At 60.3% G+C, this 20,270-nt stretch carries 20 protein-coding genes; 3 read left to right on the top strand and 17 right to left on the bottom strand.

Annotated features, from left to right (window positions below):
• Positions 1 to 69: 69 nt before the first annotated feature.
• The 8 genes from MF268_RS16720 to MF268_RS16685 form a co-directional block, all read right to left on the bottom strand.
• Positions 70 to 744: a DUF1523 family protein gene (locus tag MF268_RS16720; protein ID WP_238372009.1), complete on the bottom strand. Its 675-nt coding sequence runs from the start codon at positions 742 to 744 to the stop codon at positions 70 to 72.
• A gap of 9 nt (positions 745 to 753) precedes the next feature.
• The gene (locus MF268_RS16715; protein WP_238372008.1) at positions 754 to 1,029 is read right to left on the bottom strand and encodes a hypothetical protein; all 276 of its coding nucleotides are present in this window, start codon (positions 1,027 to 1,029) and stop codon (positions 754 to 756) included.
• Positions 1,029 to 2,375 (bottom strand): DUF6638 family protein, encoded by a 1,347-nt coding sequence (locus tag MF268_RS16710; protein ID WP_238372007.1) that lies wholly within the window; start codon positions 2,373 to 2,375, stop codon positions 1,029 to 1,031. The genes MF268_RS16715 and MF268_RS16710 overlap by 1 nt, the downstream gene beginning before the upstream one ends.
• The gene (locus tag MF268_RS16705; RefSeq protein ID WP_238372006.1) at positions 2,372 to 3,283 is read right to left on the bottom strand and encodes a hypothetical protein; all 912 of its coding nucleotides are present in this window, start codon (positions 3,281 to 3,283) and stop codon (positions 2,372 to 2,374) included. The genes MF268_RS16710 and MF268_RS16705 overlap by 4 nt, the downstream gene beginning before the upstream one ends.
• The gene (locus MF268_RS16700) at positions 3,280 to 5,214 is read right to left on the bottom strand and encodes an ATP-binding protein (protein WP_238372005.1); all 1,935 of its coding nucleotides are present in this window, start codon (positions 5,212 to 5,214) and stop codon (positions 3,280 to 3,282) included. Before MF268_RS16700 ends, MF268_RS16705 begins: the two co-directional genes overlap by 4 nt.
• Before the next feature lie 73 nt (positions 5,215 to 5,287).
• Positions 5,288 to 6,409, bottom strand: a complete 1,122-nt coding sequence (locus MF268_RS16695) for a hypothetical protein (protein ID WP_238372247.1) — start codon at positions 6,407 to 6,409, stop codon at positions 5,288 to 5,290.
• Between the two features lie 38 nt (positions 6,410 to 6,447).
• Positions 6,448 to 7,524 (bottom strand): coiled-coil domain-containing protein, encoded by a 1,077-nt coding sequence (locus tag MF268_RS16690; protein ID WP_238372004.1) that lies wholly within the window; start codon positions 7,522 to 7,524, stop codon positions 6,448 to 6,450.
• Between the two features lie 116 nt (positions 7,525 to 7,640).
• Positions 7,641 to 8,093 (bottom strand): MarR family winged helix-turn-helix transcriptional regulator, encoded by a 453-nt coding sequence (locus MF268_RS16685; RefSeq protein WP_238372003.1) that lies wholly within the window; start codon positions 8,091 to 8,093, stop codon positions 7,641 to 7,643.
• Between the two features lie 103 nt (positions 8,094 to 8,196).
• Here MF268_RS16685 and MF268_RS16680 point away from each other — a divergent pair, with 103 nt between their 5' ends.
• Complete coding sequence (locus tag MF268_RS16680) at positions 8,197 to 8,625, top strand: organic hydroperoxide resistance protein (protein ID WP_238372002.1); 429 nt, start codon at positions 8,197 to 8,199, stop codon at positions 8,623 to 8,625.
• 174 nt (positions 8,626 to 8,799) lie between these two features.
• Here MF268_RS16680 and MF268_RS16675 read toward each other — a convergent pair whose 3' ends face one another.
• Together MF268_RS16675 and MF268_RS16670 are read right to left on the bottom strand one after the other, a co-directional pair.
• Positions 8,800 to 10,008: a M24 family metallopeptidase gene (locus tag MF268_RS16675; protein ID WP_238372001.1), complete on the bottom strand. Its 1,209-nt coding sequence runs from the start codon at positions 10,006 to 10,008 to the stop codon at positions 8,800 to 8,802.
• A gap of 182 nt (positions 10,009 to 10,190) precedes the next feature.
• On the bottom strand, positions 10,191 to 10,985 hold the full coding sequence (locus MF268_RS16670; RefSeq protein WP_238372000.1) for an alpha/beta hydrolase: 795 nt from the start codon (positions 10,983 to 10,985) through the stop codon (positions 10,191 to 10,193).
• 85 nt (positions 10,986 to 11,070) lie between these two features.
• Here MF268_RS16670 and MF268_RS16665 point away from each other — a divergent pair, with 85 nt between their 5' ends.
• Positions 11,071 to 12,546: an NAD-dependent succinate-semialdehyde dehydrogenase gene (locus MF268_RS16665; RefSeq protein ID WP_238371999.1), complete on the top strand. Its 1,476-nt coding sequence runs from the start codon at positions 11,071 to 11,073 to the stop codon at positions 12,544 to 12,546.
• Between the two features lie 57 nt (positions 12,547 to 12,603).
• Here the strand turns inward: MF268_RS16665 and MF268_RS16660 are convergent, their stop codons facing one another.
• The 7 genes from MF268_RS16660 to MF268_RS16630 all read right to left on the bottom strand — a co-directional run bounded on the left by MF268_RS16660 (position 12,604) and on the right by MF268_RS16630 (position 19,385).
• The gene (locus tag MF268_RS16660) at positions 12,604 to 13,140 is read right to left on the bottom strand and encodes a PRC-barrel domain-containing protein (RefSeq protein ID WP_238371998.1); all 537 of its coding nucleotides are present in this window, start codon (positions 13,138 to 13,140) and stop codon (positions 12,604 to 12,606) included.
• 221 nt (positions 13,141 to 13,361) lie between these two features.
• A complete protein-coding gene (locus tag MF268_RS16655; RefSeq protein ID WP_238371997.1) occupies positions 13,362 to 13,832 on the bottom strand; it encodes an Hsp20 family protein in 471 nt (156 codons plus the stop codon).
• A 150-nt stretch (positions 13,833 to 13,982) separates the two neighbouring features.
• On the bottom strand, positions 13,983 to 14,402 hold the full coding sequence (locus tag MF268_RS16650) for a hypothetical protein (protein WP_238371996.1): 420 nt from the start codon (positions 14,400 to 14,402) through the stop codon (positions 13,983 to 13,985).
• Positions 14,399 to 15,211 carry a trypsin-like serine peptidase gene (locus tag MF268_RS16645; RefSeq protein WP_238371995.1) on the bottom strand — a complete coding sequence of 271 codons (813 nt, stop codon included), beginning with the start codon at positions 15,209 to 15,211 and terminating at the stop codon, positions 14,399 to 14,401. The genes MF268_RS16650 and MF268_RS16645 overlap by 4 nt, the downstream gene beginning before the upstream one ends.
• A gap of 63 nt (positions 15,212 to 15,274) precedes the next feature.
• Positions 15,275 to 16,666: a glycolate oxidase subunit GlcF gene (gene glcF / locus MF268_RS16640; protein ID WP_238371994.1), complete on the bottom strand. Its 1,392-nt coding sequence runs from the start codon at positions 16,664 to 16,666 to the stop codon at positions 15,275 to 15,277.
• 72 nt (positions 16,667 to 16,738) lie between these two features.
• Positions 16,739 to 17,860, bottom strand: a complete 1,122-nt coding sequence (locus MF268_RS16635; RefSeq protein WP_238371993.1) for an FAD-binding protein — start codon at positions 17,858 to 17,860, stop codon at positions 16,739 to 16,741.
• A 76-nt stretch (positions 17,861 to 17,936) separates the two neighbouring features.
• The gene (locus tag MF268_RS16630; protein WP_238371992.1) at positions 17,937 to 19,385 is read right to left on the bottom strand and encodes an FAD-linked oxidase C-terminal domain-containing protein; all 1,449 of its coding nucleotides are present in this window, start codon (positions 19,383 to 19,385) and stop codon (positions 17,937 to 17,939) included.
• A gap of 81 nt (positions 19,386 to 19,466) precedes the next feature.
• Here MF268_RS16630 and MF268_RS16625 point away from each other — a divergent pair, with 81 nt between their 5' ends.
• Positions 19,467 to 20,177 (top strand): DUF599 domain-containing protein, encoded by a 711-nt coding sequence (locus MF268_RS16625; RefSeq protein ID WP_238371991.1) that lies wholly within the window; start codon positions 19,467 to 19,469, stop codon positions 20,175 to 20,177.
• Positions 20,178 to 20,270 lie beyond the last annotated feature (93 nt).

The following is a 20,270-nucleotide window of genomic DNA, read 5'->3' as shown; positions in this document are numbered from 1 at the left end:
TGCCGTCTTCACATCATCATAACACCCGTCAAAGGATCGGGTTCCCGACAAGTGAACATTTTTTTGAATTTATCTGCTGCGCCATGAATCGACCCAGCGGCTGAACCGGTTCCGGCGCTGGGTCATCCCGTCACCGACCGCATCCCATGTGTCCTCGGCGCTTTCAAGTGCGGGGTCCACCGTCCGCTGGCGGAACTGCCGCCAGACCGCGCGCATAAAGCCGAAACAGAACAGCAGAAAGGCAAAAAAGACGATGTTGAACCATGGGATCACGGTGACATCCGGCCCCTCGACCGGGCGAATGCCGATGGCATTGGGATAGATCGACAGGTACTTGTTGCGCCAGCCGTAATGGGTCACCACCACCCAGCGATCCTGCCCCGGCGCGATATTCGCCGCCGCCTCGGCCTGAAGATCGGCGCTGTCGAACTTGAAGTAAGGCGGCCAGATCCAGCCCGTATCCTCGTTGCGGTAAACCATCACGCCGATCTTGTCGCGCGGGTAGAACCCCAGCAGCCATGTCTTTTTCTTCTGCGTATTGATCAGCCGCAGGTCGCGTGTCTCCGAGGCCGCCGACCCGCTGTCCGCCTGAGCGTAAAAGATCCGGTTCAGCGACGAGAAATCGGTGCGGATGATCTCGGTCGAGGTGATCTTGACGATGTCATGCTGCGGCAGAACGTAATGCAGCAGCGCTCCGAACAGGATCAGGACCAGCGTGATGAAGATCTGTTTGATACGGCGCATGGGCGCTCCTCAGTAATAGGTGGTGACGATATGAATGGCGGCGATCAGCACCACGGGGATAACATAGACCAGCAGGATCAGTTTCGGACGCAGACTGGAATGATAGGCCGCCATGCCGCGCTCGATAAAGACCGCGCGTTGCCGGGCATCCCCCCCGTCGGGATGTTTCTCGGCCCAGCGGTTTTCAAGCTTCTCCCGTCGCACAGAGCGCGAGTAGATGGAAATCACGAAATAGGCAATCGTCATGCCGATAAAGCCAAAGATGATAAGTCGGAGCAATCCCATCACGACCTCCTGACCGCGCCCCAGGGGCCGACCCTGTCGACGATATCGCGCACCGGTTCCGGCGGCAGTTCGTTCTTCATATCCGGCTCATGCCCAAACAAGGCCTCGCGCGCTCCGACCTTGTCGACCATGTATTCCCGCGCAAGAAAGTCGGCCACATAGGCGCGTTTCGCGTCCGGCCAGCCAGCATAGCTGCGATAGAACAGCTCCTTATGGCAGATGAACATCTGCCGCACATCCATCGGGCACAGCTCGGCCAGCAGCATGTTCACCAGATCCCTCCACTCGGTATCCGCTGCCCGCAGGCTATAGAAATACCCCTCGTCGTCGGAAACGATCCGCGGCCATTTCCCGCCCTCCTCGGCCCAGCGCCATTGCGCGCGCAGCTCGTGATAGGCGCGGGGCAGGGCATCGCTGTGCTGGCGCGCCAGCCGCCGCATGTCTGACCGTGTCAGCCCGGTCAGGTCGATCCCCTGATCCGCCGCCGCGTCGATCACGATGAAATCCATCTTTTGCTGAAGGATCGCCGCCCCGTCCACGCCCCGCGCCTTGACCACTGGTTCTACCAGCTCGTTCAGCGACAGGAACTTGGCAATCCGATTGCGCTCTTCCAGCCCAAAGACGAACTGGATCGGCACCTCGCCGACCTGCCGCTTGTCGGCACAGATCAGCGCCGGATGCGGCACCGAACGGAACAGGTAACAACCGCCGAAATGCGCGGTCCAGAAATCCGGCTGCTCATAGACCTTCTGGTTCAGCTTCACCGGATTGCGCGAAATATCCCCCGATTTCCCGGCAAGCTCGATCATATCCGCGATCAGCACATCATCGAACCAGCCGTCTTCCTCGTTGCGGAACCGGTCCGCCAGCTCATGCAACTTGCCCGCATGGCGCAAGGTCCCGCTTGTCGTATCCGCCTCGATCGTCACCCGCGTCACGTCGAACAGCCGCGCGGGCGAAGAGATATCGAACACCGAATTCACCAGCTCTCCCGCCACCGCATCCCGCGCCGTCAGCGCAAATAACTGCGCCTCGTTATCCGCGATAAAGCTTTTGATGATCTCGCGGCTGGTCGAGAATTTCACGTTCAAAAGCGGGCAGCGTTTCTGCTCGGTGCTCAGCAGGATAAACTGCCGGTTCACGCCCCGGTGGTTGAGATAGAGATGATCCTCGAACTCATCCCCGATCTCGGGGCTGTAGCCGGAAATATCCACGTGGAAATCCGTCAGCCCCGACCGCTTCCCCGTAAGATGCGCCAACGCCCGGTTATACCGCTCTACCATCGCCGAGCCGGAGACATGGTAGAGATTGCCAAACATCAGGCCGGATTGGATGAGGCGTTTCATTTTTGCGATCCAGACTGTTCGGATACAGACCAGAACCTCCGATCTTCATGAAATTCGAGCAGCTCTTCTAAGAAAAGGCTAATCTGTAGCCTGTTCACTCTAATCCTTTCAGCTTCGGATAACTTATCTTTTTCCACAACGGCAGCTAGAAGTGGTTCAATGATTGACAATTTGAATTCGATCCGGGCGGGGAATTTAACTAATACTCTGTAGTTCAAATCGCTATTCAGCTCGGATAAAAATTTTTTAAAGCGCTCTCGGGCCTGCAAAATCTCATTTTCGATGCTGTTTCCCTCGCGCAGCCGATAGGCTATCGAGACTCGACTTGTTCCCGGCTCCTCGAGTTGGCTTGGAAGTTTGAAATGCCATTCCTCATCCTTGAACTTAGAAAGGTTAAGGCAGAAACTCCGCAGTAATTCGTCCAGATTGTTTTTAGCAAGGATCTGTCTTCGTTGAGATTGCTCCTCTTGAAAAATCTCACCTTGCATAGTTAGTAGATGAACCTGTTCATCTTGAGCTTTTGACATCTTCTTAAACTCTTTACGCGTTCGTTTTAGCTCTTTCCTCTGTTCAGAGAGTTCCTTGCTTTGGAGTATTACCGTTATGATAATCCACAAGAACGCTAATGCCCCCGCCAAACCTGCCAGAGTATCGCCGATTTCATTGGGCGGATCGTTCAGAAAAGCCTGGAATTTTGTCGTACAGTCAGGCGCTGCTTGTGGATCGCAGTATTCCAGATTCCCCAGGAGGGAGACACCCAAAATGAATAGAAAGGTAATAATAAATCCTACAATAACGAGAGCGTTCAGTTCAGGTTTATTTCTCTGTGATTTTTGAGAAAAATCGGTTGCTTTATACGTCAGTAAAATGAGTAATGAAATTAGGACTAAGACAGAAATCGTGGTCACCCTCTCCCCTCCAGATACCGCTTCTTCGCCACCTCCGTGCGCTCAAACTCTCGCACCATGTCCTCAATCGCCGCCTCGTCCGATTTATCCGCATAGCGGAACTCGGAATCCGCATAGCGGTTGATCTCCTGAAGCACCATTTCCGCGGTCACCGGCACCCGCAGCTCTTCGATCATCGCTTTCTTTGCGTCATAACCCTTGAACAGAAACAGCTCCGGATTCTCCATCCATTCATCGGGCAGCTCGAAATCCATCGCGCGCACCTTCACCGCATCGGTGATGTTCTTGATTGCCCGCCCGGTGAACCGCGCATCCGCCTGCTGGATCGCCTTGAGATAGCTGCCCATCTTGGCAATCGTATTCAGCTCGCCCACCTCGGCTCGCACCCGGTCGAACACCTCAAGCAAACCGGCCTCTCGCGGTCGCGCATGTTGCGCGAAACTCTCGCTCACCGCTTTCCGGATCTCCTGCGCGGCAAAGGCCTCGTGATCGCCCAGCGGAATCTCATGCCCGCGCCCAAGCAGAAGGTGCAGGATATCCACGTAATCCTCGCGCGTCTGCGGCCCGTCGACAAGGAACCGCGCCCCGGCCCGCTGGCGCAGCGCATCGTCGACGTTTTCGGGAAAATTCGAGAACATGCCGAATGTGCAATTGCCCCGCACCACCGTATTCGCCCCGGCAAAGCTCTCCATCAGCACGGCGGTGATTTCCAGCTGCCCGGCCGAGCTTTGCCGATCACCGCGCTTCCCCGCCAACTGGTCAATGTCGTCGATGGTGCCGAAACCGATGACGCCGGGATCGAGGATGCCGTTCACGAAATCCTTGGCATTCTGCCCCGATTTGCCCTGGTAGCTGTCGATATTCTCGGTCGAAAGGTTCTGGTAGCGGAACGGATAGCCCGCGACAGCGCAATACTCGTTGATCAGCCCCGCCATCATCTGGATCAGCGTGGTCTTGCCCGTCCCAGGCATCCCGTCGCCCATAAAGGTAAAGATGAACCCGCCCAATTCGGCAAAGGGATTGAGCCGCCGGTCGAAATCAAAGGCCATCAGCATCTTGGCCAGCTTCATCGACTGGTACTTGGCGATATGGTTGCCGATCACCTCTTCGGGTTTCTTGAAACTCATGGAAAGGCTGGTCGAGCGCGCCTTGCTTGCGGGTGTAAACCCGCGGATCACCAGATCGTCGGCCTCCACCTTCCACACCGCCCCGGTAAAGGCACCAAGATGGGCGGCGCTCTGCGCGCGCAGGGCCACCTTCTCCATCAACTGCTCCGCATAGGCGGAAATGACCGCCACCATCCGCGTCTCATCCTGCGCCATCGCCGCCAGCTTCTGGTCCAGCTCCCACAAGGCGCCATGCAGCGCCAGCTGACCATTGTCGCTCAGCACTTCCTCCACATCGCCAACCTCGACGGACACTTCGGTCACGTGTGGCGACAAAAGATAAGCCAGCGCATTGCCGAAGACATGCAGCGAGATCAGCGCCTCCGCCGCCAGCAGCTCGGAAAACTCCCCCTTGCGCCCGGCTGGCAGATCCCCCGCCAGGTTGGCCCGTTTCAGCCCGGCCAGCGCCGTCGCCTCGCCAAATCCTTCCGCCAGCGCCAGCGATATCGCCAGCGCCCGCCGCACCGCATTCATCGCCACCGCCTGCAAGGGCGACACCAGCGCCTCGCCCTCATCCGCCGCCTCGATCCGCTCCAGCAGTCGCACCCCCTCGGGCCGCACCGTCGATCGCGTCACCAGCCCCGGCGTGGTTGACCGGAACCGCCGCTGCGTCCCCACGCCAGAAGACCGCTCCACGGCCACCGGCCCCCCCGCCCGCGCGATACGCGGCGCATGATCGAACCCTTCCAGCATGCCCAGCGCTGCCGGGTAATGCTTGCGGATATCCTCTTCCCGCAGCTCCATCTGATCGCCGATCAGGCTCATGCCCACCCCCTGCTTCTTCTCGTTTCAAATACGACCGCCGGAGGCGGTCCCGTCCTCTCCGCAGGCCTGCCCCTCAGTACCGAAGCACCCGGCCACCCGCGCCCACCACGTATTTCCGCACCCCGTCGAACCCCGGCGGCGCCTGCTCGCTCAGCACTTGGAACGGCCGTTGCGGCAGTATGATCGACCGCTCGCTCGCGGTGGTCCCGGTCTCGGCCCCGCGCCCCGCGAACGGGTCCAGCGCGAACACCTCCCGCTCCACGGTCGAAAACCACCCGGCCCGTTCCTCGATGACCCGCTCGCTCTCGAGATCCTCACGGCTCCAGACCAGCGCCCAGTCCTGACCCTCCGGCGCCTCCGCATCCGCCAGAACCTGCCGCAGCGGACCATGCTGATGGGTATAGGCATGGGAATACATCGGCCCGATGTGGAACCGCTTCAGCCGCTTGGGGTGCAGATCGTCGAAATCCGTGTCGAACCCCTTGGCAATGGTCAGCAGTTTCAACCCGCCCAGCGACTGCGCCATCAGATGCGCCTGCACCTCGGGCCAGCGATACTGATCCTTGGGCAGCGCCACCCTCCCGGTATCCTCCACCTCCATCAGGTAGACCACCGGCAGGTTCGTCTCGCTGTCATAAACCGCCCAGTGCAGCAGGAACCGCCGCCGTGTCTCGCCCAGATTGCGCAGCCAGATGCTTTCCGGATCGTTGCGCAGCCAGAACAGGTGCCCGCGCAGCAGTTCCTCGTAGTAATTTCGCTGCGACAGCGCGAATTGCAGCTTCGTCGGCACCGACCGCTCGCCGATGATCTCGCGCAGCATCTGGTCCTTCAGCGCCGCCTCCGAGGGCATGTTCGCCAGATGCGCCTGCGCCTGCTGGGCATCGTTCGCCATGGTCATCAATTCGGTCGCGACCGGAAAGCCGCTATCGGTGGTGTCGATGGTCAGCGAGCCAAAGAACCGCCCCGTATCGCGCCCCACCATCAGGTACTTCATCGACAGCGCCCGAAAGGTATAGGTCAGCGCCGTCACATACCCGGTGAGCACCTTCACCTCTTCCCGGCTCAACTCACCCTCGGCGGCCATCACACCGGCAACCCTCCCAAGATGCGCGGTGATTTCTGAAAATTTCCGGAAATAGCGGCGCGAGGCGAAGCCATCAGAGATGCCGAACCGCTCTGCCGTGGTCTCAGCCATGCTCATGCCCGCCGCCCTGTCAGCCCGCTCCGCACTACTCAGCCTCCGTAGAGGTTCTTGTCATGTTTTTCGACGATCTTCTGGAACCGCCGGGCAAAGCGTTCATCGGCGCGGGCCTTGGCTTCCTGCACCTTGCGCGCGAAAACCATGTGGTCCTCGTGGGCTTCCAGCATATCGGCCATCTTCTGGTTCGTCGCCGTCCCGATCGACGCCATGGCGGTCTGCGCTTCCTGGTCGGTCTTCACCCCGATCTCGTTGATCCGGTGTGCCACATCCTGCTGCTGCGCCGTCTTCAGCGATTTGGACAGGGCATCGTAAAGCACCACGCGCTGTTGCGTGTCGGTCTCCAGCTTGTTGATCAGCACCATCTGCGTCGCCGCCTGGTTCTGAAGCGAATCGACCCAGGTCTTGCCCTTCTCTATGTATCGCTCCAGCGTCTGCGACCTCGCCAGCTTGACCTGCTCTTCCTGCACCATCGCGTTATACTGCTTGTTCAGATCGGCCAGCTCGGTTTCCAGCTTGGTGCGCGCGGCGGCATCCTGCTCCACGCTGATCTTGTTCTCAAGCGCGATGATCTTGGGATCCATCGCCAGAATATCGGCCCGCACCGTCTCAAGCTCCTGCACCGTAAATTCGCGGTCATCCAGCGTCTGGCTCAGGTTGCCTTCCACCTTGGTCTTCTGTTCCTCTAGCAGCGAAAGCTGGTTCTGGAGCAGTTTCACGATGGTATCGGACTTGGAAATCAGGTCCTGCAGCTTGTCGTCGATATTGGCGGCCCGGACCCGTTCCTGCCGCATCGAATCCGATTTCCCGCGCGAGAAGATCCCGACAAAGCTCTCCCAGCCGGTCTTGTTGCGCATCTCGTCGAAGTCACGCGAAAACCCCGAGGTCACATCGTCCAGTCCCATGATCAGCTCGGCGATATTGGCGTTCATCACCTCGGTATGGGCGTGCACATCCTCCAGCGTCGCATTCTCGATATCGATGCCCGAGGCCTCGCCTGCCTCGATCTTGGCGCGGGCGGCTTCGATCCGTCCGGTCACCGCCTGGATCTCGGCCTGGTTCTTCGCCACCTTCTCCTGGGATTCGCGCACCAGCGCGTCAAAATCGGCCATCGAAAACTCCTGCTGAATGAATGGTTTCAACGTATCTAGGTAATGTTACGGGAATTTACATCCCCAGACATAGAATTCCCGTCAACAGTTGCAAATCCGGCCCGCCAAGCAAAGCCTTAACCGTCGTCGGCTGCCCGTCTCACATTGCCGATCAGCCCGCGCAGATCCTCCTGAAAGCGCAGCAGCTCTGCCTCGCTGCGCCCGGTCGCCTCCATCAGGCAGCGCTGTATCTCTCCCGCCGCGGCGCGCATCTCGTCGCCTTCCGTTGTCAGCGAAATGTTCACCCGCCGCTCGTCGCCCGGATCGCGCCGCCGTGTGATCAGCCCGGCAGCTTCCATCCGCTTCAGCATCGGTGTCAGCGTATTGCTCTCCAGCCCCAGCCGCGCCCCGATCTCGCTGACGCTCAGCGGGTCCTTTTCCCACAGCCCGACCATTACGAGGTACTGCAGATAGGTAAGCCCAAGCGGCGCCAGCAGTGGCTTATATACCCGGTGCACGGCCTGGTTCGCCGCGTAGAGATCCAAGCAGAGCATGTGCTGCAAAAGAGGCTGCATCGTTTTATCATCCATCCGGAAAACCTATCCGAGGCCAGGGTTTCACGCAAGTTTGACTTTATAATCTTACGATTATATCGTATACGATCTAAAGGCTGATCCAATAAAGGAACCACCCATGCCCGATAAGATTCTCTACAAGACAGCCGCAACCGCGTCCGGCGATGGCCGCAACGGCACGGTCGCACTTGACGATTCGTCCTTCACCGCCGATCTCGCCACGCCAAAGGAACTCGGCGGCGCCGGCGGCGACCAGCTCAATCCAGAAAAAATGTTCGCGATGGGATACGCTGCCTGCTTCCTGAGCGCCCTGCGCCATGTCGCCAGCGCCAAGAAGGTCAAAGTTCCGGATGAAGCCACCGTAAACACCGAGGTCGGCATCGGCCCGAACGGCTCCGGCGGCTTCGGCCTGGATGTCTCGATCAGCGTCTCCCTCCCCGGGCTGGACGCGGATGTCGCGCAGGATCTGATCGATACCGCCCACGCGGTCTGCCCCTATTCCAACGCGACCCGCAACAATCTCGACATCAAACCGGTCCTCGCCTGAAACCGGCCAGGGGTGGCGCAATAATCCGCGCCGCCCCCGATGCTGCACCGCGGCGGTGTACAGGGGGTGTACAGCCTGTGTACGGATATCACCCCCCGAATTCTGTCGCACGCCCCGCTTCTTCTCGGTTCAAATACGGCCGCCGGAGGCATGGCCGCAAAGCGGCCATTTCGCTCACCCCACCACGTTGGACTCCGGCCCATAGGGAAAGCCGGTGATGTCCTCACTGCCATCCTCGGTGATGACGAGAATATCGTGCTCGCGGTACCCGCCCGCGCCGGGCTGACCCTCGGGAATGGTCAGCATCGGCTCCATGGAAATCACCATGCCCGGCTCCAGCACCGTGTCGATATCCTCGCGCAACTCCAGACCCGCCTCGCGCCCATAGAAATGGCTGAGCACCCCAAAGGAATGTCCATAGCCAAAGGTCCGGTATTGCAGCAGGTCTCGCTCGGCCAGAAACGCGTTGATCTGCCCGGTAATCGCGGCGCAGCTCACCCCCGGCTTCAAAAGGCTCATCCCGAGTTCATGGGCCGCCACATTGGCCTCCCAGATCTTCAGCGAGGCTTCGTCGACCTCGCCAAGGAACAGGGTCCGTTCCAGCGCCGTGTAATAGCCCGAGATCATCGGGAAGGTATTCAGCGACAGGATATCGCCCCGTTGCAAGACCCGCCCGGTCACCGGGTTATGCGCCCCGTCCGTGTTCAGCCCAGACTGGAACCAGACCCATGTGTCGCGATATTCCGCATCGGGAAACCGGGTTGCGATCTCAAGCTCCATCGCGTCTCGTCCGGCCATCGCCACGTCGATCTCACGAACGCCTTCGCGGATCGCATCGCGGATGGCATAGCCGCCCACATCCGCCACCGCCGCCCCGGCGCGGATCAGCTCGATCTCGGCCGGAGACTTGTACATCCGCTGGTTCATCGTCGTATAGCTGAGGTCCAGCATGGTCAGCGGCTGCAGGAAATCCTCGAGTTTGTCGCGCTGCATCAGCGTCAGGTGGTCGCCCTCACAGCCCACGATCGCGCTGGTCCCTGTGACTGACAGCACCGCGCGCCAGAAATTGTCGCGGGTCCAGTCCGTATAGGTGATGTTATCGCAGAAGGACCGCCGCCACGGCTGGCCCGCGTCGATCCCGGCGCTGATCGTGACACAGTCGGTCTCGGTCACGACCAGCCCGTATGGCCGCCCGAAGGAGCAATAGAGAAACCCCGAATAATAGGCGATGTTATGCATCGAGGTGAAAACCGCGACCGTGGCCCCGGCGCTTTCCATGCGCTCGCGCAGCTCTTCAAGACGGTCTTCATATTCTTCCACGGCAAACGGCAGCGCAGCCTTTTCGCCATTGTGAAAGCGGTGAAATTCCGGACGTGTGGTCACAGCGACCCTCCTTTTCAGAAAGGTCCCGGCGTGCAGGACAGGGAAAACCGGGCCCATCGTTTCGATGTGGCGACGCCATCGCCTTGGCCGGTCAAGCTATAGCCACGCGCGGCCCCGGCAGGCAAGCCCGGATGCCGGGGCCGACGCATTTTCAGATCGTTCTACCGGGGCTTTGCACGGGATCAGGCCGGTGTCGTCAGCGTCGTGACCAGCGCATCCTGCGGATCGGCCAGCGCGTCGATCACGTCAAAATGATGTTTGCCCGGCACGATGACATTATCGCAGGCCCACGCCTCGGCAAGCCAGCGGGCCTGATCGAGAAATGCGGGCCGTTCGTCAGCCCCGACCCAGACGGTCGCGGGCACTTCCGGCACGGGCTGGGAAATCGGGCTTTCCGCCCATGCCTCGGCCTCGTCCAGACGCAGGTTTTCATTCATCGACGTCCTGAGCAGGGGCCGCAGATCCGCCAGCGGCGAAATCGGCACCACATGGGCGATCCGCTCGGCAACATCGGGCTGCAGCATTTCCGGGGCCAGCATCCGCGCGACAAGGTGTCCGCCGGCGGAATGCCCCGTCAGCGCAATCGGACCCTGAACCGTTTCTGCAATCTTCTGAACAACTTGGGCGATCTGAAGAGTAATCTCTGAAATCCGGACCGACGGGCACAGATCGTAGGAGGGCAGGGCGACCGCCCATCCCTTGGCCAGCGGACCGACGGCCAGATGCGACCACGTGGAGGCGTCGAAATTCAGCCAGTACCCGCCGTGCACGAAGATCACGATGCCCTTAGGCGTGCCCTCTGGCAGGAACAGATCGAACCGGTTGCGGTCGCCGGTGCCATAAGCCTCGCCGAGCCGCGCACGGCCCTGCGCCTCCATACTGTCGCGAAACGCTTGCGCGGCCTCGTTCCAGCGCGGCGGATAGGTTTCCGCCCCCGCGATATGAGCGCCATTTGCATAGGCGTCGTCGAGTTCCATCTGTACTTCCTTTGCTGTTCGTCTGGACAATTCATGCCGCAGATGCTTCAGCTTCGCGAGTAATTATTGTCTGATGGAGGCTCTCATGCTCGACACGACCACTGATCTCAAATCCCTCTTGAAAGACCCCGACCTGCTGGTGACCAAGGCTTATGTCGGCGGCAAGTGGATCGACGGCGCCGATGGCACGTTCGACGTGTATAACCCGGCGCGCGGGGATGTCATTGCGCAGGTTGCCGACCTGAGCCGGGAACAGGTCGCCGAAGCCATCGACACTGCCTATGCCGCGCAAAAGGAATGGGCTGCGATGACAGGTAAGGAACGCGCCGGTATCCTGCGCAAATGGTTCGACCTGATGATGGAGAACCAGGACGATCTGGGCACCATCCTGACCGCCGAGCAGGGCAAGCCGCTGGCCGAGGCCAAAGGTGAAATCGCCTATGGCGCGTCCTTCATTGAATTTTTCGGCGAAGAGGCCAAGCGGGTTTATGGTGAAACCATCCCCGGCCACCAGCGCGACAAGCGCATCACCGTGATCAAGCAGCCCATTGGCGTGGCCGCCTCGATCACGCCCTGGAACTTTCCGAACGCAATGATCACCCGCAAGGCTGCTCCGGCGTTGGCTGCGGGTTGTTCCTTTGTCGCCCGTCCTGCGGCGGAAACCCCGCTGAGCGCGCTGGTCATGGGGGTGCTGGCCGAACGGGCCGGTATCCCCGCTGGCGTGTTCAACGTGGTGCCCTCGTCGTCTTCCTCGGCCGTCGGCAAGGAATTCTGCGAGAACGGCAAGGTGCGCAAGCTGACCTTTACCGGTTCGACCGAGGTGGGTCGCATCCTGCTGAAGCAGGCGGCGGACAACGTAATGAAATGCTCGATGGAATTGGGCGGCAACGCGCCCTTTATCGTGTTCGACGACGCCGATCTGGATGCGGCGGTCGAAGGCGCGATCATGTGCAAGTTCCGCAACAACGGCCAGACCTGCGTCTGCGCCAACCGGATCTATGTGCAGTCGGGCATCTACGATGCTTTTGCCGCCAAGCTGAAAGAACGCGTCAGCCAGATGAAGGTTGGCGACGGTCTTGAGGATGGGACGGACCTTGGTCCGCTGATCACCCCGGCAGCTGGTGAAAAGGTGCAGGAGCACATCAAGGACGCGCTGGCCAAAGGCGCGCAGATCCTGCTCGGCAGCGAAGAAAAGAACATGGATGGCAACTTCCTCGCGCCGACAATCGTTACCGGTGTCACGCAAGAGATGAAGGTTGCAACCGAGGAAACCTTTGGCCCCCTCGCGCCACTCTTCAAGTTCGATGATGTGGATGACGTGATCGAGATGGCGAATGACACGATCTTTGGTCTGGCGAGCTATTTCTACGCCAAGGATCTGAGCCGCGTCTATAAGGTCGCCGAAGCGCTGGAATACGGGATCGTCGGTGTGAATACCGGCATCATATCGACCGAGGTCGCGCCGTTTGGGGGCGTCAAGCAATCGGGTCTTGGCCGCGAAGGCAGCCATCATGGGATCGAGGATTACCTCGAGATGAAATACATCTGCATGAGCGTTTGATCGCACAAAAAAAAGGGGCCGAGAGGCCCCTTTTTTCTTAGAAGTAGCTAGAAAGAGTTAATCCCAGAAGCCTTCGTCAACTTCGGGCAGCTCTTCCAGTTGCTCTTCGTTCAGACGCGTCACGAAAGCGTAGGTCTTGTCATCGACAGGGACGAGGTTCACGTCGTCAATCGAGATCAGGACGTGCTTGTCACCAATGTCGAGGAAACCGCCTACTTCGCCAACGATACCAATCATTTGGCCGTCCTTGGAGAGAATGATGTCTTCGATTTCGCCGATTTCATTCCAGTCAGCGCCAACTTCGTTGTAGCGCATGTCGGGATCCCAGCCTTCATCATCGGCTTCGTTCATCGTATAGATGTTGCCGCCAGTGATGTCGCGGGTACGGATCAAGTTGCCCTTCATCGATTCCAGATCGACATTTTGCATCGAATCGCGGTGCATCGGGCTGTTCGACATTTCCGTTTCAGCGGCATTCGGTTCCGCTTCGTTCATCGTGCTCGTGCTGGTCGTCGTGGTTTCGGCGATGGCGCCGGCGGCAGCCAGAGTCAGAGCAAGCGTGCTGGCGGTAAGGGTTTTGTAATTGAAGTTCATTTTGAAACTCCTCCTTTGTATTTCCATTGGGGTAACAACGTGAGCCACCCGCAAGTGTTCCAAAATTAAAGCTATTTTATTGAACCTGCCTTCTGGCGATCCTCAAAGCGTGCCGGAAAAGCTTTCGAAAACAAAAAGCGCCCGCCCGGTCTCTGGGCCGTTGTTGGCGGACAGAAACCGGGCGGGCGCCGAGGGTTCAACGGGCTAGATCAGCCCGATATTCAGTTCACCGATTTAGATTCGATGACGTCGGTTTTCTTTTCCGTCGAGGACGCGATCTGGATGCGGCGCGGTTTCAGCGCCTCGGGCACTTCGCGTTCCAGATCGATATGCAGCATGCCGTTGGCATGGGTCGCGCCGGTGACGCGTACATGATCGGCGAGGTGGAACCGGCGTTCGAACGCGCGGGTGGCGATGCCGCGATGCAGGTAGGTGCGGTTCTCGCTGTCTTCATCGGCTTTCTTGGCCGAGACGACCAGCGCGTTTTCCTTGACCTCGACCATCAGGTCCTCGTCGGTGAAACCGGCAACGGCGATCGAGATTCGATAGGCGTCGTCAGCGGTTTTTTCAATGTTGTAAGGGGGGTAGGTGGACTGACCTACGTCATTGGTGACGAGACGGTCCATCAGGTCGGCCAGTTGGTCAAAGCCGACGGTTGCACGGTGAAGCGGTGCAAAATCAAACGTACGCATAGGTATAATCCTCATCTTTGAGCGATTTCTTCATTGCCCTCCACTGGGGACGGGCGATTCGACTTTTATCGGAACCCTTTTAGGCATCCCGACAAGGCTCAGATGGGAATTGAGGAATTTTCTGTCAAGACCTCTGCTGGGCAGATTTCTTCAGCGCGTTCCCTTGCGTGTCCTGTCCTTGTCCGACCGGTCGCTGTGCGTTTGCGCGTTGAGTTCATTCAAGCGACGCATATCCACGTGGATGTAATAACCGGCATTGGTGTCTGCCTCTTCGAAGGAAAACAGGTCGGACACACCGGATTCGCCGAACTTGGCATAATCGAATGACTTTGCGGGCAGGCAGTTTGCGCCCGGCCGCGATCCCTGTCCGACCTGAATGCAGAGACTGCCCATGCGTGACGGCACAGCTTTGCCACCACCGGAAATCGCGCTCAGCCCGCCCCATGCGCCCTCGACCGGCGAGCTCACCGGTATGGCCCGGCGGATGTCGATTTGGTCCATGTCCTCGGCCAGCGAGGGTGTCACAAATGAAACGGCAAGGGCGCAGGCGGCTAGCAGGGGATATTTCATGGTTTGACGAATTTCGCTCCGGTCTGGTTTTTATCATCGCCCACGCGGATCCGGCCGATCCGGGGTGCATTCGGGACGTCAAAGCCTGCACCGGAGGCCAGATCGGCCAGCAAAACGGTGAGGGGACCTTCGAGGTCAGTCCCCAGTGCGACGCGCTGATCGCCGACTTCGGCTTTGGCCGAGACTACCGAAACAATGCGCGGCGTGCCATCAGAAAAGGAAAAAATCGGCGCGCCGGAAGACCCGTAATCGACGTCGCAGGACATGATCAGCATCCCCTGCTGACGCGCCATGACATGGCAGACATCCTGCAGGGACGGCGCTTCGGAGCGGTCATGGGCGTAGGACACAATCCCGATCTCTTCGCCGGTGCGCGGCCGGGTGGCGGTGCGGAATGGCGTTACCGTCGTGTTCCTGATCGGGTGCTGCAGTTCGAGCAGGGCCAGATCGTTCCGAACCCGTTCCGGCGACACATCGCCGGCGAATACGTAATCCGGGTGGACGATGGCGCGGCGCACATGCCGGTAGGCCGAGGCCCGCCCGTTGCGCCAGCCTGCCATGAATTCGATGGTTTCCGCAGCAATCCGGTTTCGCGAGGTCTTGTCGAACAGGCAATGCGCGGCGGTCAGCACAAGATCGGGCGCGATCAGCGCACCGGTACAAAAGCCCGCGCCATTGACATCAAGCCGTCCGACCGCTTCCCAAGCGCGTCCATCCTCGGTCGTGTCGAGCCGGTGCAGGGCGGAATCCTCGGCCGTGGCGGCCAGTGGCAGTGAAAACGCAAACAGAAATCCGATCCAGCGGCGCACGCGGTACTCCCATACTCGTCAGTGATTCCGATTACCCGTGTCTTAAGGCGAAAATACGGCGCATCAACGAAGTATCGGCGGGCCCGATGGGGCTGTTGCATTTCTGCTGAGCGCGGGCGGTTTCGGCCCACCGCTTGCCCAGTCTAAAAGCTCTACCGTATGCACGACCGGAATCCCCGTGCCCGACCCGATCTGCATCATACAGCCAATGTTGCCAGCCGCGATGATGTCGGGGTTTCGCGCCTCGAGCGTGCGGATCTTGCGCTCTTTCAACTGACCCGAAATCTCCGGCTGCATAAGGTTGTAGGTGCCCGCGGACCCGCAGCACAGGTGACTGTCGGCAGGTTCGACCACGGTAAAGCCCGCGTTCTTCAACAGGGTCTTGGGGTGGGCCTTGATCTTTTGCCCATGCTGGAGAGAGCAGGCCGCGTGATAGGCGACGACCATACCGTGATGCGGGGCTTCCGGTTTGTCCGGGCGATCGGTTCCGGCAATCAGCGACTTGGCGGTCGAGTGCTTTTCGCCAGGGTCTTCATCCAGCAGCCGGACCAGTAGCTCGCTGATGTCGCAGGCGAGATCCGATACCTGCGCGGCGCAGACGGCAAGGTCGTCATTTTCGCGGAACATATGGCCGTAATCTTTCACGGTCGTGCCGCAGCCCGAAGTGTTGATGACGATGGCATCAAGCCCGCCATTATGAATCTCTTTATGCCAAGCCCGGATATTGCGCGCGGCAGAGGCGTGGCTTTCATCGGTTTTGCCCATGTGGTGTGTCAGCGCCCCGCAGCAGCCCGCGCCTTCGGCGACGACAACCTCGCATCCCAGCCGCGTCAGCAGCCGGATGGTGGCGTCGTTGATATCGGTGTTCAGCGCCTTTTGCGCACAGCCGGTCATCAGCGCGACCCGTTTGCACCGCTTGCCCTCCGGCGCAAAGCTCTGCGCGTCGTCGTTGCGGCTGACCGGCGGGATATCGCGCGGTGCCATGTCCAGCATCGCCCTGAGCCGCGCATCGGGCAGCAGCCGCTTGAACGGTCTGCCGATCTTGGCCGCAAGAAGCGCAAGGCGAAAGCGATTGGGGTAGGGCAGAATACGCGCCAGCACCCAGCGCAGCGCCCGGTCGGACGGCGGACGCTGGTAGTTTTCCTCGATATAGCTGCGGGCATGATCCACCAGATGCATGTAATGCACGCCCGAGGGGCAGGTCGTCATGCAGGCAAGGCAAGACAGGCAGCGGTCGATATGCCGGACTGTCTTTTCATCCGGCACCCGGTTGTTTTCCAACATGTCCTTGATCAGGTAGATCCGGCCGCGGGGGCTGTCGAGCTCATCCCCCAGCACCTGATAAGTCGGACAGGTCGCCGTGCAGAACCCGCAATGGACACAGGCCCGCAGGATCTCGTTCGACCGCTTGACGTTAGGGTCGGCAAGCTGTGCATCGGTAAAATGGGTCTGCATCAGCGTCTCTCTCTTTCGCACCGTGTGCCATCGCTGCCTGCCCGGATGCGACCGGGCACGGGTTGTTCGCAGTCAAGCATGGGCAGGGGTCTTCATCAGGCCGGGGTTGAGAATGCCGCGCGGATCGAACCTCTCGCGCAATCCGGCGCTTATCGCGACCAGCGGCGCGGGTTCCGGCTGGAACATGCCAAACCGCGTGCGGGTATCGGTGGGCGCTCGTACGAGTGTCGCATGACCGCTGATTGGGCCGATCCGCTGGCGCAGATCGGAGCCTTCACCCACCAGCGCCCAGATCAGCCCGCCGCCCCAGTCAAAGGACAGCGCCTCCGCCTCGAGCCGCGACGAAACTTCCGCTGCATCGCCCGGTTTGACGGAAATGCGCCAGACATCGCCGGTGGTCCCGTGAAAGGCCGAAACATCGCGGATCTCCCGCCATATCCGCCGCGATTCATCTCGATCCGACACCAGAGATACATCGCCAAGCTGATCCGCCAGACGCTGTGCGCGATAGGCGACGGACTCTTCGAACCCCTCCAGCCGGAGCATCACCGTAAGCGTCCCCTCGCGCGGCGCACAGGCCGCCCCGGTCACCTCAAAGGGCGATCCCAGCGCGGCGGACATGCGCGAAATAGCCGTCGCCACATCGGGGCAGGGCAGCAAAAGCGTCGCCTCGGTCTCGCTTTCGGGCAAGACCTTGAGCGAGACCTGGCTCAACACGCCCAGCGTCCCCCAGCTCCCCGCCATCAGCTTGACCAGATCATAACCGGTCACGTTCTTCATCACGCGCCCTCCGTTCTTGATGATGCTGCCGCTACCATCAACAAAGCGTACCCCAAGCAGATGATCCCGGCAGGCCCCGACCTGTATCCGTCGCGGGCCCGAGATATTGGCGGCCACGATCCCGCCGATGGTAGGCTCTCCCTCACTCCCTAAAAGGCCGCGATGATCCATCGGCTCGAATGCCAGCCGTTGATTGCCATCGGCCAGCGCTTTCTCGATCTCTGCCAGCGGCGTGCCCGCACCGGCAACCAGCGTCAGCGCGCCGGGTTCATAAAGTTCGATACCGCTCAGACGCCCGGTTTCCAGAACAGATGCCTCCATGCCGATACCGCGCGTGCCGCCGCCCCGGATCAAAACGGGATCCCGGCGTTCGGCCAGCACTGCCGACAGTTCCTCTTCGCTTTCTGGAGTCATCCTGACCTTCTTTGGGTTTCAAATATCCCGGGGAGTCGCCCGCAAGGGCGACGGGGCTGGCCCCAAAAAGGCCATCTCACGCCACATCCGCCAGATCTCCCCGCCGTGCCTCGGAAACCGACAGCGGAAAGACCTTGGCCGGATTAAGCAGCCAGCTTGGATCAAACACATCCTTTACCCGCATCTGCGCCTCAAGGTCCGCCTCGGCATACTGATAGAGCATCAGGTCACGCTTCTCGATCCCGACACCATGTTCCCCGGTCAGGCAACCGCCCACATCGACACAAAGCTTGAGGATATCGGCCCCGAAGTTCTCGCAGAGGTCAAGGTCGCCAGGCTTGTTCGCATCGAACAGGATCAGAGGGTGCATGTTGCCATCCCCGGCGTGAAACACATTCGCCACGTCCAACCCGTATTCCTTCGACATCTCTCCGATCCGGCGCAGCACCTGCGGCAGTGCCGAGACCGGGATCGTGCCGTCGAGGCACATGTAATCGTTGATCTGGCCCATCGCGCCAAAGGCGCTCTTGCGGCCAAGCCAGATTCGCCCGGCCTCATCCGCATCCTTCGCCTCGCGCAGTTCAACGGGATCATGCGGCTGTGCGATCTCGGTGATCAGACCAAGCTGGTGGTCGATCTCGGCCTCCGAGCCTTCGACCTCAACGATCAGCAGCGCCTCGCACATGGGATACCCGGCCTTGGCAAATGCTTCACAGGCCTGGATGCAGGGGCGGTCCATGAATTCGATGGCCACCGGCAGCACCCCGGCCTGGATGATGTCGCTGACACAGGCTCCGGCGACTTCATTACTGTCAAACCCCATGAGCACCGGGCGCGCGCCCTCCGGTTTGCGCAGGATCCGCAGGGTCGCTTCCGTGACCACGCCAAGCTGCCCTTCCGAGCCGCAGATCACTCCCAAAAGGTCCAGGCCTCCGGAATCGAGGTAACCGCCGCCGATCTCGACAACCGTGCCATCCATCATCACAAGCGTGACGCCCAGCAGGTTGTTGGTTGTCACCCCGTATTTCAGGCAATGCGCCCCGCCCGAATTCATTGCGATATTGCCGGCGATGGCACAGGCAAGCTGGCTCGACGGGTCCGGCGCGTAAAAGAATTCTTTTTCTTCGACAGCCCCCGTCACGCTCAGATTGGTGCGCCCGGTCTGGACCCGGATCAGGCGGTTGTCGTAATCGGTTTCGAGAACATCGTTCATCCGCGCCACCCCAAGAATGACGCAATCCGCCGTCGGCAGCGCGCCCCCGGCAAGCGACGTGCCCGATCCGCGCGGCACCACCGGCACGCCCATCTCGTGGCAGATCGCCAATATGTCGGAAACCTCCTGCGTCGAGCCCGGCAAAACGGCCAGCATCGGCGGGCAGGCATAGGCGGTCAGCGCGTCACATTCATAGGCGCGTGTCTCGGCGGGGTCGGAAATCAGCGCTTCTTCCGGCAAAACCGCGCGCAGACGCTCGACCAAAGCCGCCTTTCGGGCCAGAATGGCCGGGTTGGCAACAGGCATGTCCATGATAACTCTCCGATCTGGTAAAGAAATATTTCCAATTCTCGACCCGGGCAAGGTTTTTCCCGCCCGAAAGGGAATTCCTGCATGAGCTGGCAGGATCGCATCGCCCTGTTTTCCTATCTGGACGGGGCCGCCGTGCTCTGCCTGCTCATCTGCTGGCTCGGCATCGGCTGGCGGATCGAGAACCCGGCCAACTCGCGGATTTCCGTCAGCCTCCTGATGCAGGGGTTCCGCCGTGACTGGATGGTGCATATGCTTACCCGTCAACCCCGTCTCTTCGACGGTCAGGTGCTAAGCAGTCTGCGTCAGGGCACCACCTTCTTTGCCTCCGCCTCGATGATCGCAATCGGGGGCGGGCTTGCCCTGATCGGCAATGCCGACCAGCTCGCCGGTCTCGCCCGGGACTTGACCCTCGACAGCGCGCCGACCGTGGTCTGGGAGGTCAAAATCCTTGCAGTGCTTCTGTTTCAGGCCAATGCCTTCCTGAAATATGTCTGGGTGCACCGGCTCTTCGGCTATTGCGCCGTGCTGATGGCTGCCGTGCCGAATGACCCCGAGGACCCCGTCGCGCAACCCCGCGCCCGGCAGGCCGCCGAAATCAACATCACCGCCGCGCGCAGCTTCAACCAAGGCATGCGCTCCACTTATTTCGCCCTTGCGGCACTGGCCTGGCTGCTGGGTCCCGTTGCGCTGATCGTCGCCGCCCTGCTCACTACCGGAATCCTCTGGCGCAGGGAGTTCGCCTCCCGCTCGCGCCGCTACCTGTTGCAGACGCCGCCCTCCTCGCAGCAATAACCAAATCCCTTAAAGCGGGAGACTGCCCATTACCTTGAAATACCTGCTGCCGCTGATCTGCAGCCCCTCTACAAGCTGAAGAACCCGTCATCG

The organism is Heliomarina baculiformis, assembly GCF_019966545.1.
GTDB lineage: Bacteria > Pseudomonadota > Alphaproteobacteria > Rhodobacterales > Rhodobacteraceae > Heliomarina > Heliomarina baculiformis.
The sequence above is the reverse complement of the archived record's forward strand: the minus strand, read 5'-3'. Positions and strand labels throughout refer to the sequence as shown.

What these genes read in the sequence shown, in the direction of transcription:
- MF268_RS16720 (WP_238372009.1), bottom strand. Translation starts at nt 744, where the DNA reads ATGCGCCGTATCAAACAGATCTTCATCACGCTGGTCCTGATCCTGTTC.
- MF268_RS16715 (WP_238372008.1), bottom strand. Translation starts at nt 1,029, where the DNA reads ATGGGATTGCTCCGACTTATCATCTTTGGCTTTATCGGCATGACGATT.
- MF268_RS16710 (WP_238372007.1), bottom strand. Translation starts at nt 2,375, where the DNA reads ATGAAACGCCTCATCCAATCCGGCCTGATGTTTGGCAATCTCTACCAT.
- MF268_RS16700 (WP_238372005.1), bottom strand. Translation starts at nt 5,214, where the DNA reads ATGAGCCTGATCGGCGATCAGATGGAGCTGCGGGAAGAGGATATCCGC.
- MF268_RS16695 (WP_238372247.1), bottom strand. Translation starts at nt 6,409, where the DNA reads ATGGCTGAGACCACGGCAGAGCGGTTCGGCATCTCTGATGGCTTCGCC.
- MF268_RS16690 (WP_238372004.1), bottom strand. Translation starts at nt 7,524, where the DNA reads ATGGCCGATTTTGACGCGCTGGTGCGCGAATCCCAGGAGAAGGTGGCG.
- MF268_RS16685 (WP_238372003.1), bottom strand. Translation starts at nt 8,093, where the DNA reads ATGGATGATAAAACGATGCAGCCTCTTTTGCAGCACATGCTCTGCTTG.
- MF268_RS16680 (WP_238372002.1), top strand. Translation starts at nt 8,197, where the DNA reads ATGCCCGATAAGATTCTCTACAAGACAGCCGCAACCGCGTCCGGCGAT.
- MF268_RS16670 (WP_238372000.1), bottom strand. Translation starts at nt 10,985, where the DNA reads ATGGAACTCGACGACGCCTATGCAAATGGCGCTCATATCGCGGGGGCG.
- MF268_RS16665 (WP_238371999.1), top strand. Translation starts at nt 11,071, where the DNA reads ATGCTCGACACGACCACTGATCTCAAATCCCTCTTGAAAGACCCCGAC.
- MF268_RS16660 (WP_238371998.1), bottom strand. Translation starts at nt 13,140, where the DNA reads ATGAACTTCAATTACAAAACCCTTACCGCCAGCACGCTTGCTCTGACT.
- MF268_RS16655 (WP_238371997.1), bottom strand. Translation starts at nt 13,832, where the DNA reads ATGCGTACGTTTGATTTTGCACCGCTTCACCGTGCAACCGTCGGCTTT.
- MF268_RS16650 (WP_238371996.1), bottom strand. Translation starts at nt 14,402, where the DNA reads ATGAAATATCCCCTGCTAGCCGCCTGCGCCCTTGCCGTTTCATTTGTG.
- glcF (WP_238371994.1), bottom strand. Translation starts at nt 16,666, where the DNA reads ATGCAGACCCATTTTACCGATGCACAGCTTGCCGACCCTAACGTCAAG.
- MF268_RS16635 (WP_238371993.1), bottom strand. Translation starts at nt 17,860, where the DNA reads ATGACTCCAGAAAGCGAAGAGGAACTGTCGGCAGTGCTGGCCGAACGC.
- MF268_RS16630 (WP_238371992.1), bottom strand. Translation starts at nt 19,385, where the DNA reads ATGGACATGCCTGTTGCCAACCCGGCCATTCTGGCCCGAAAGGCGGCT.
- MF268_RS16625 (WP_238371991.1), top strand. Translation starts at nt 19,467, where the DNA reads ATGAGCTGGCAGGATCGCATCGCCCTGTTTTCCTATCTGGACGGGGCC.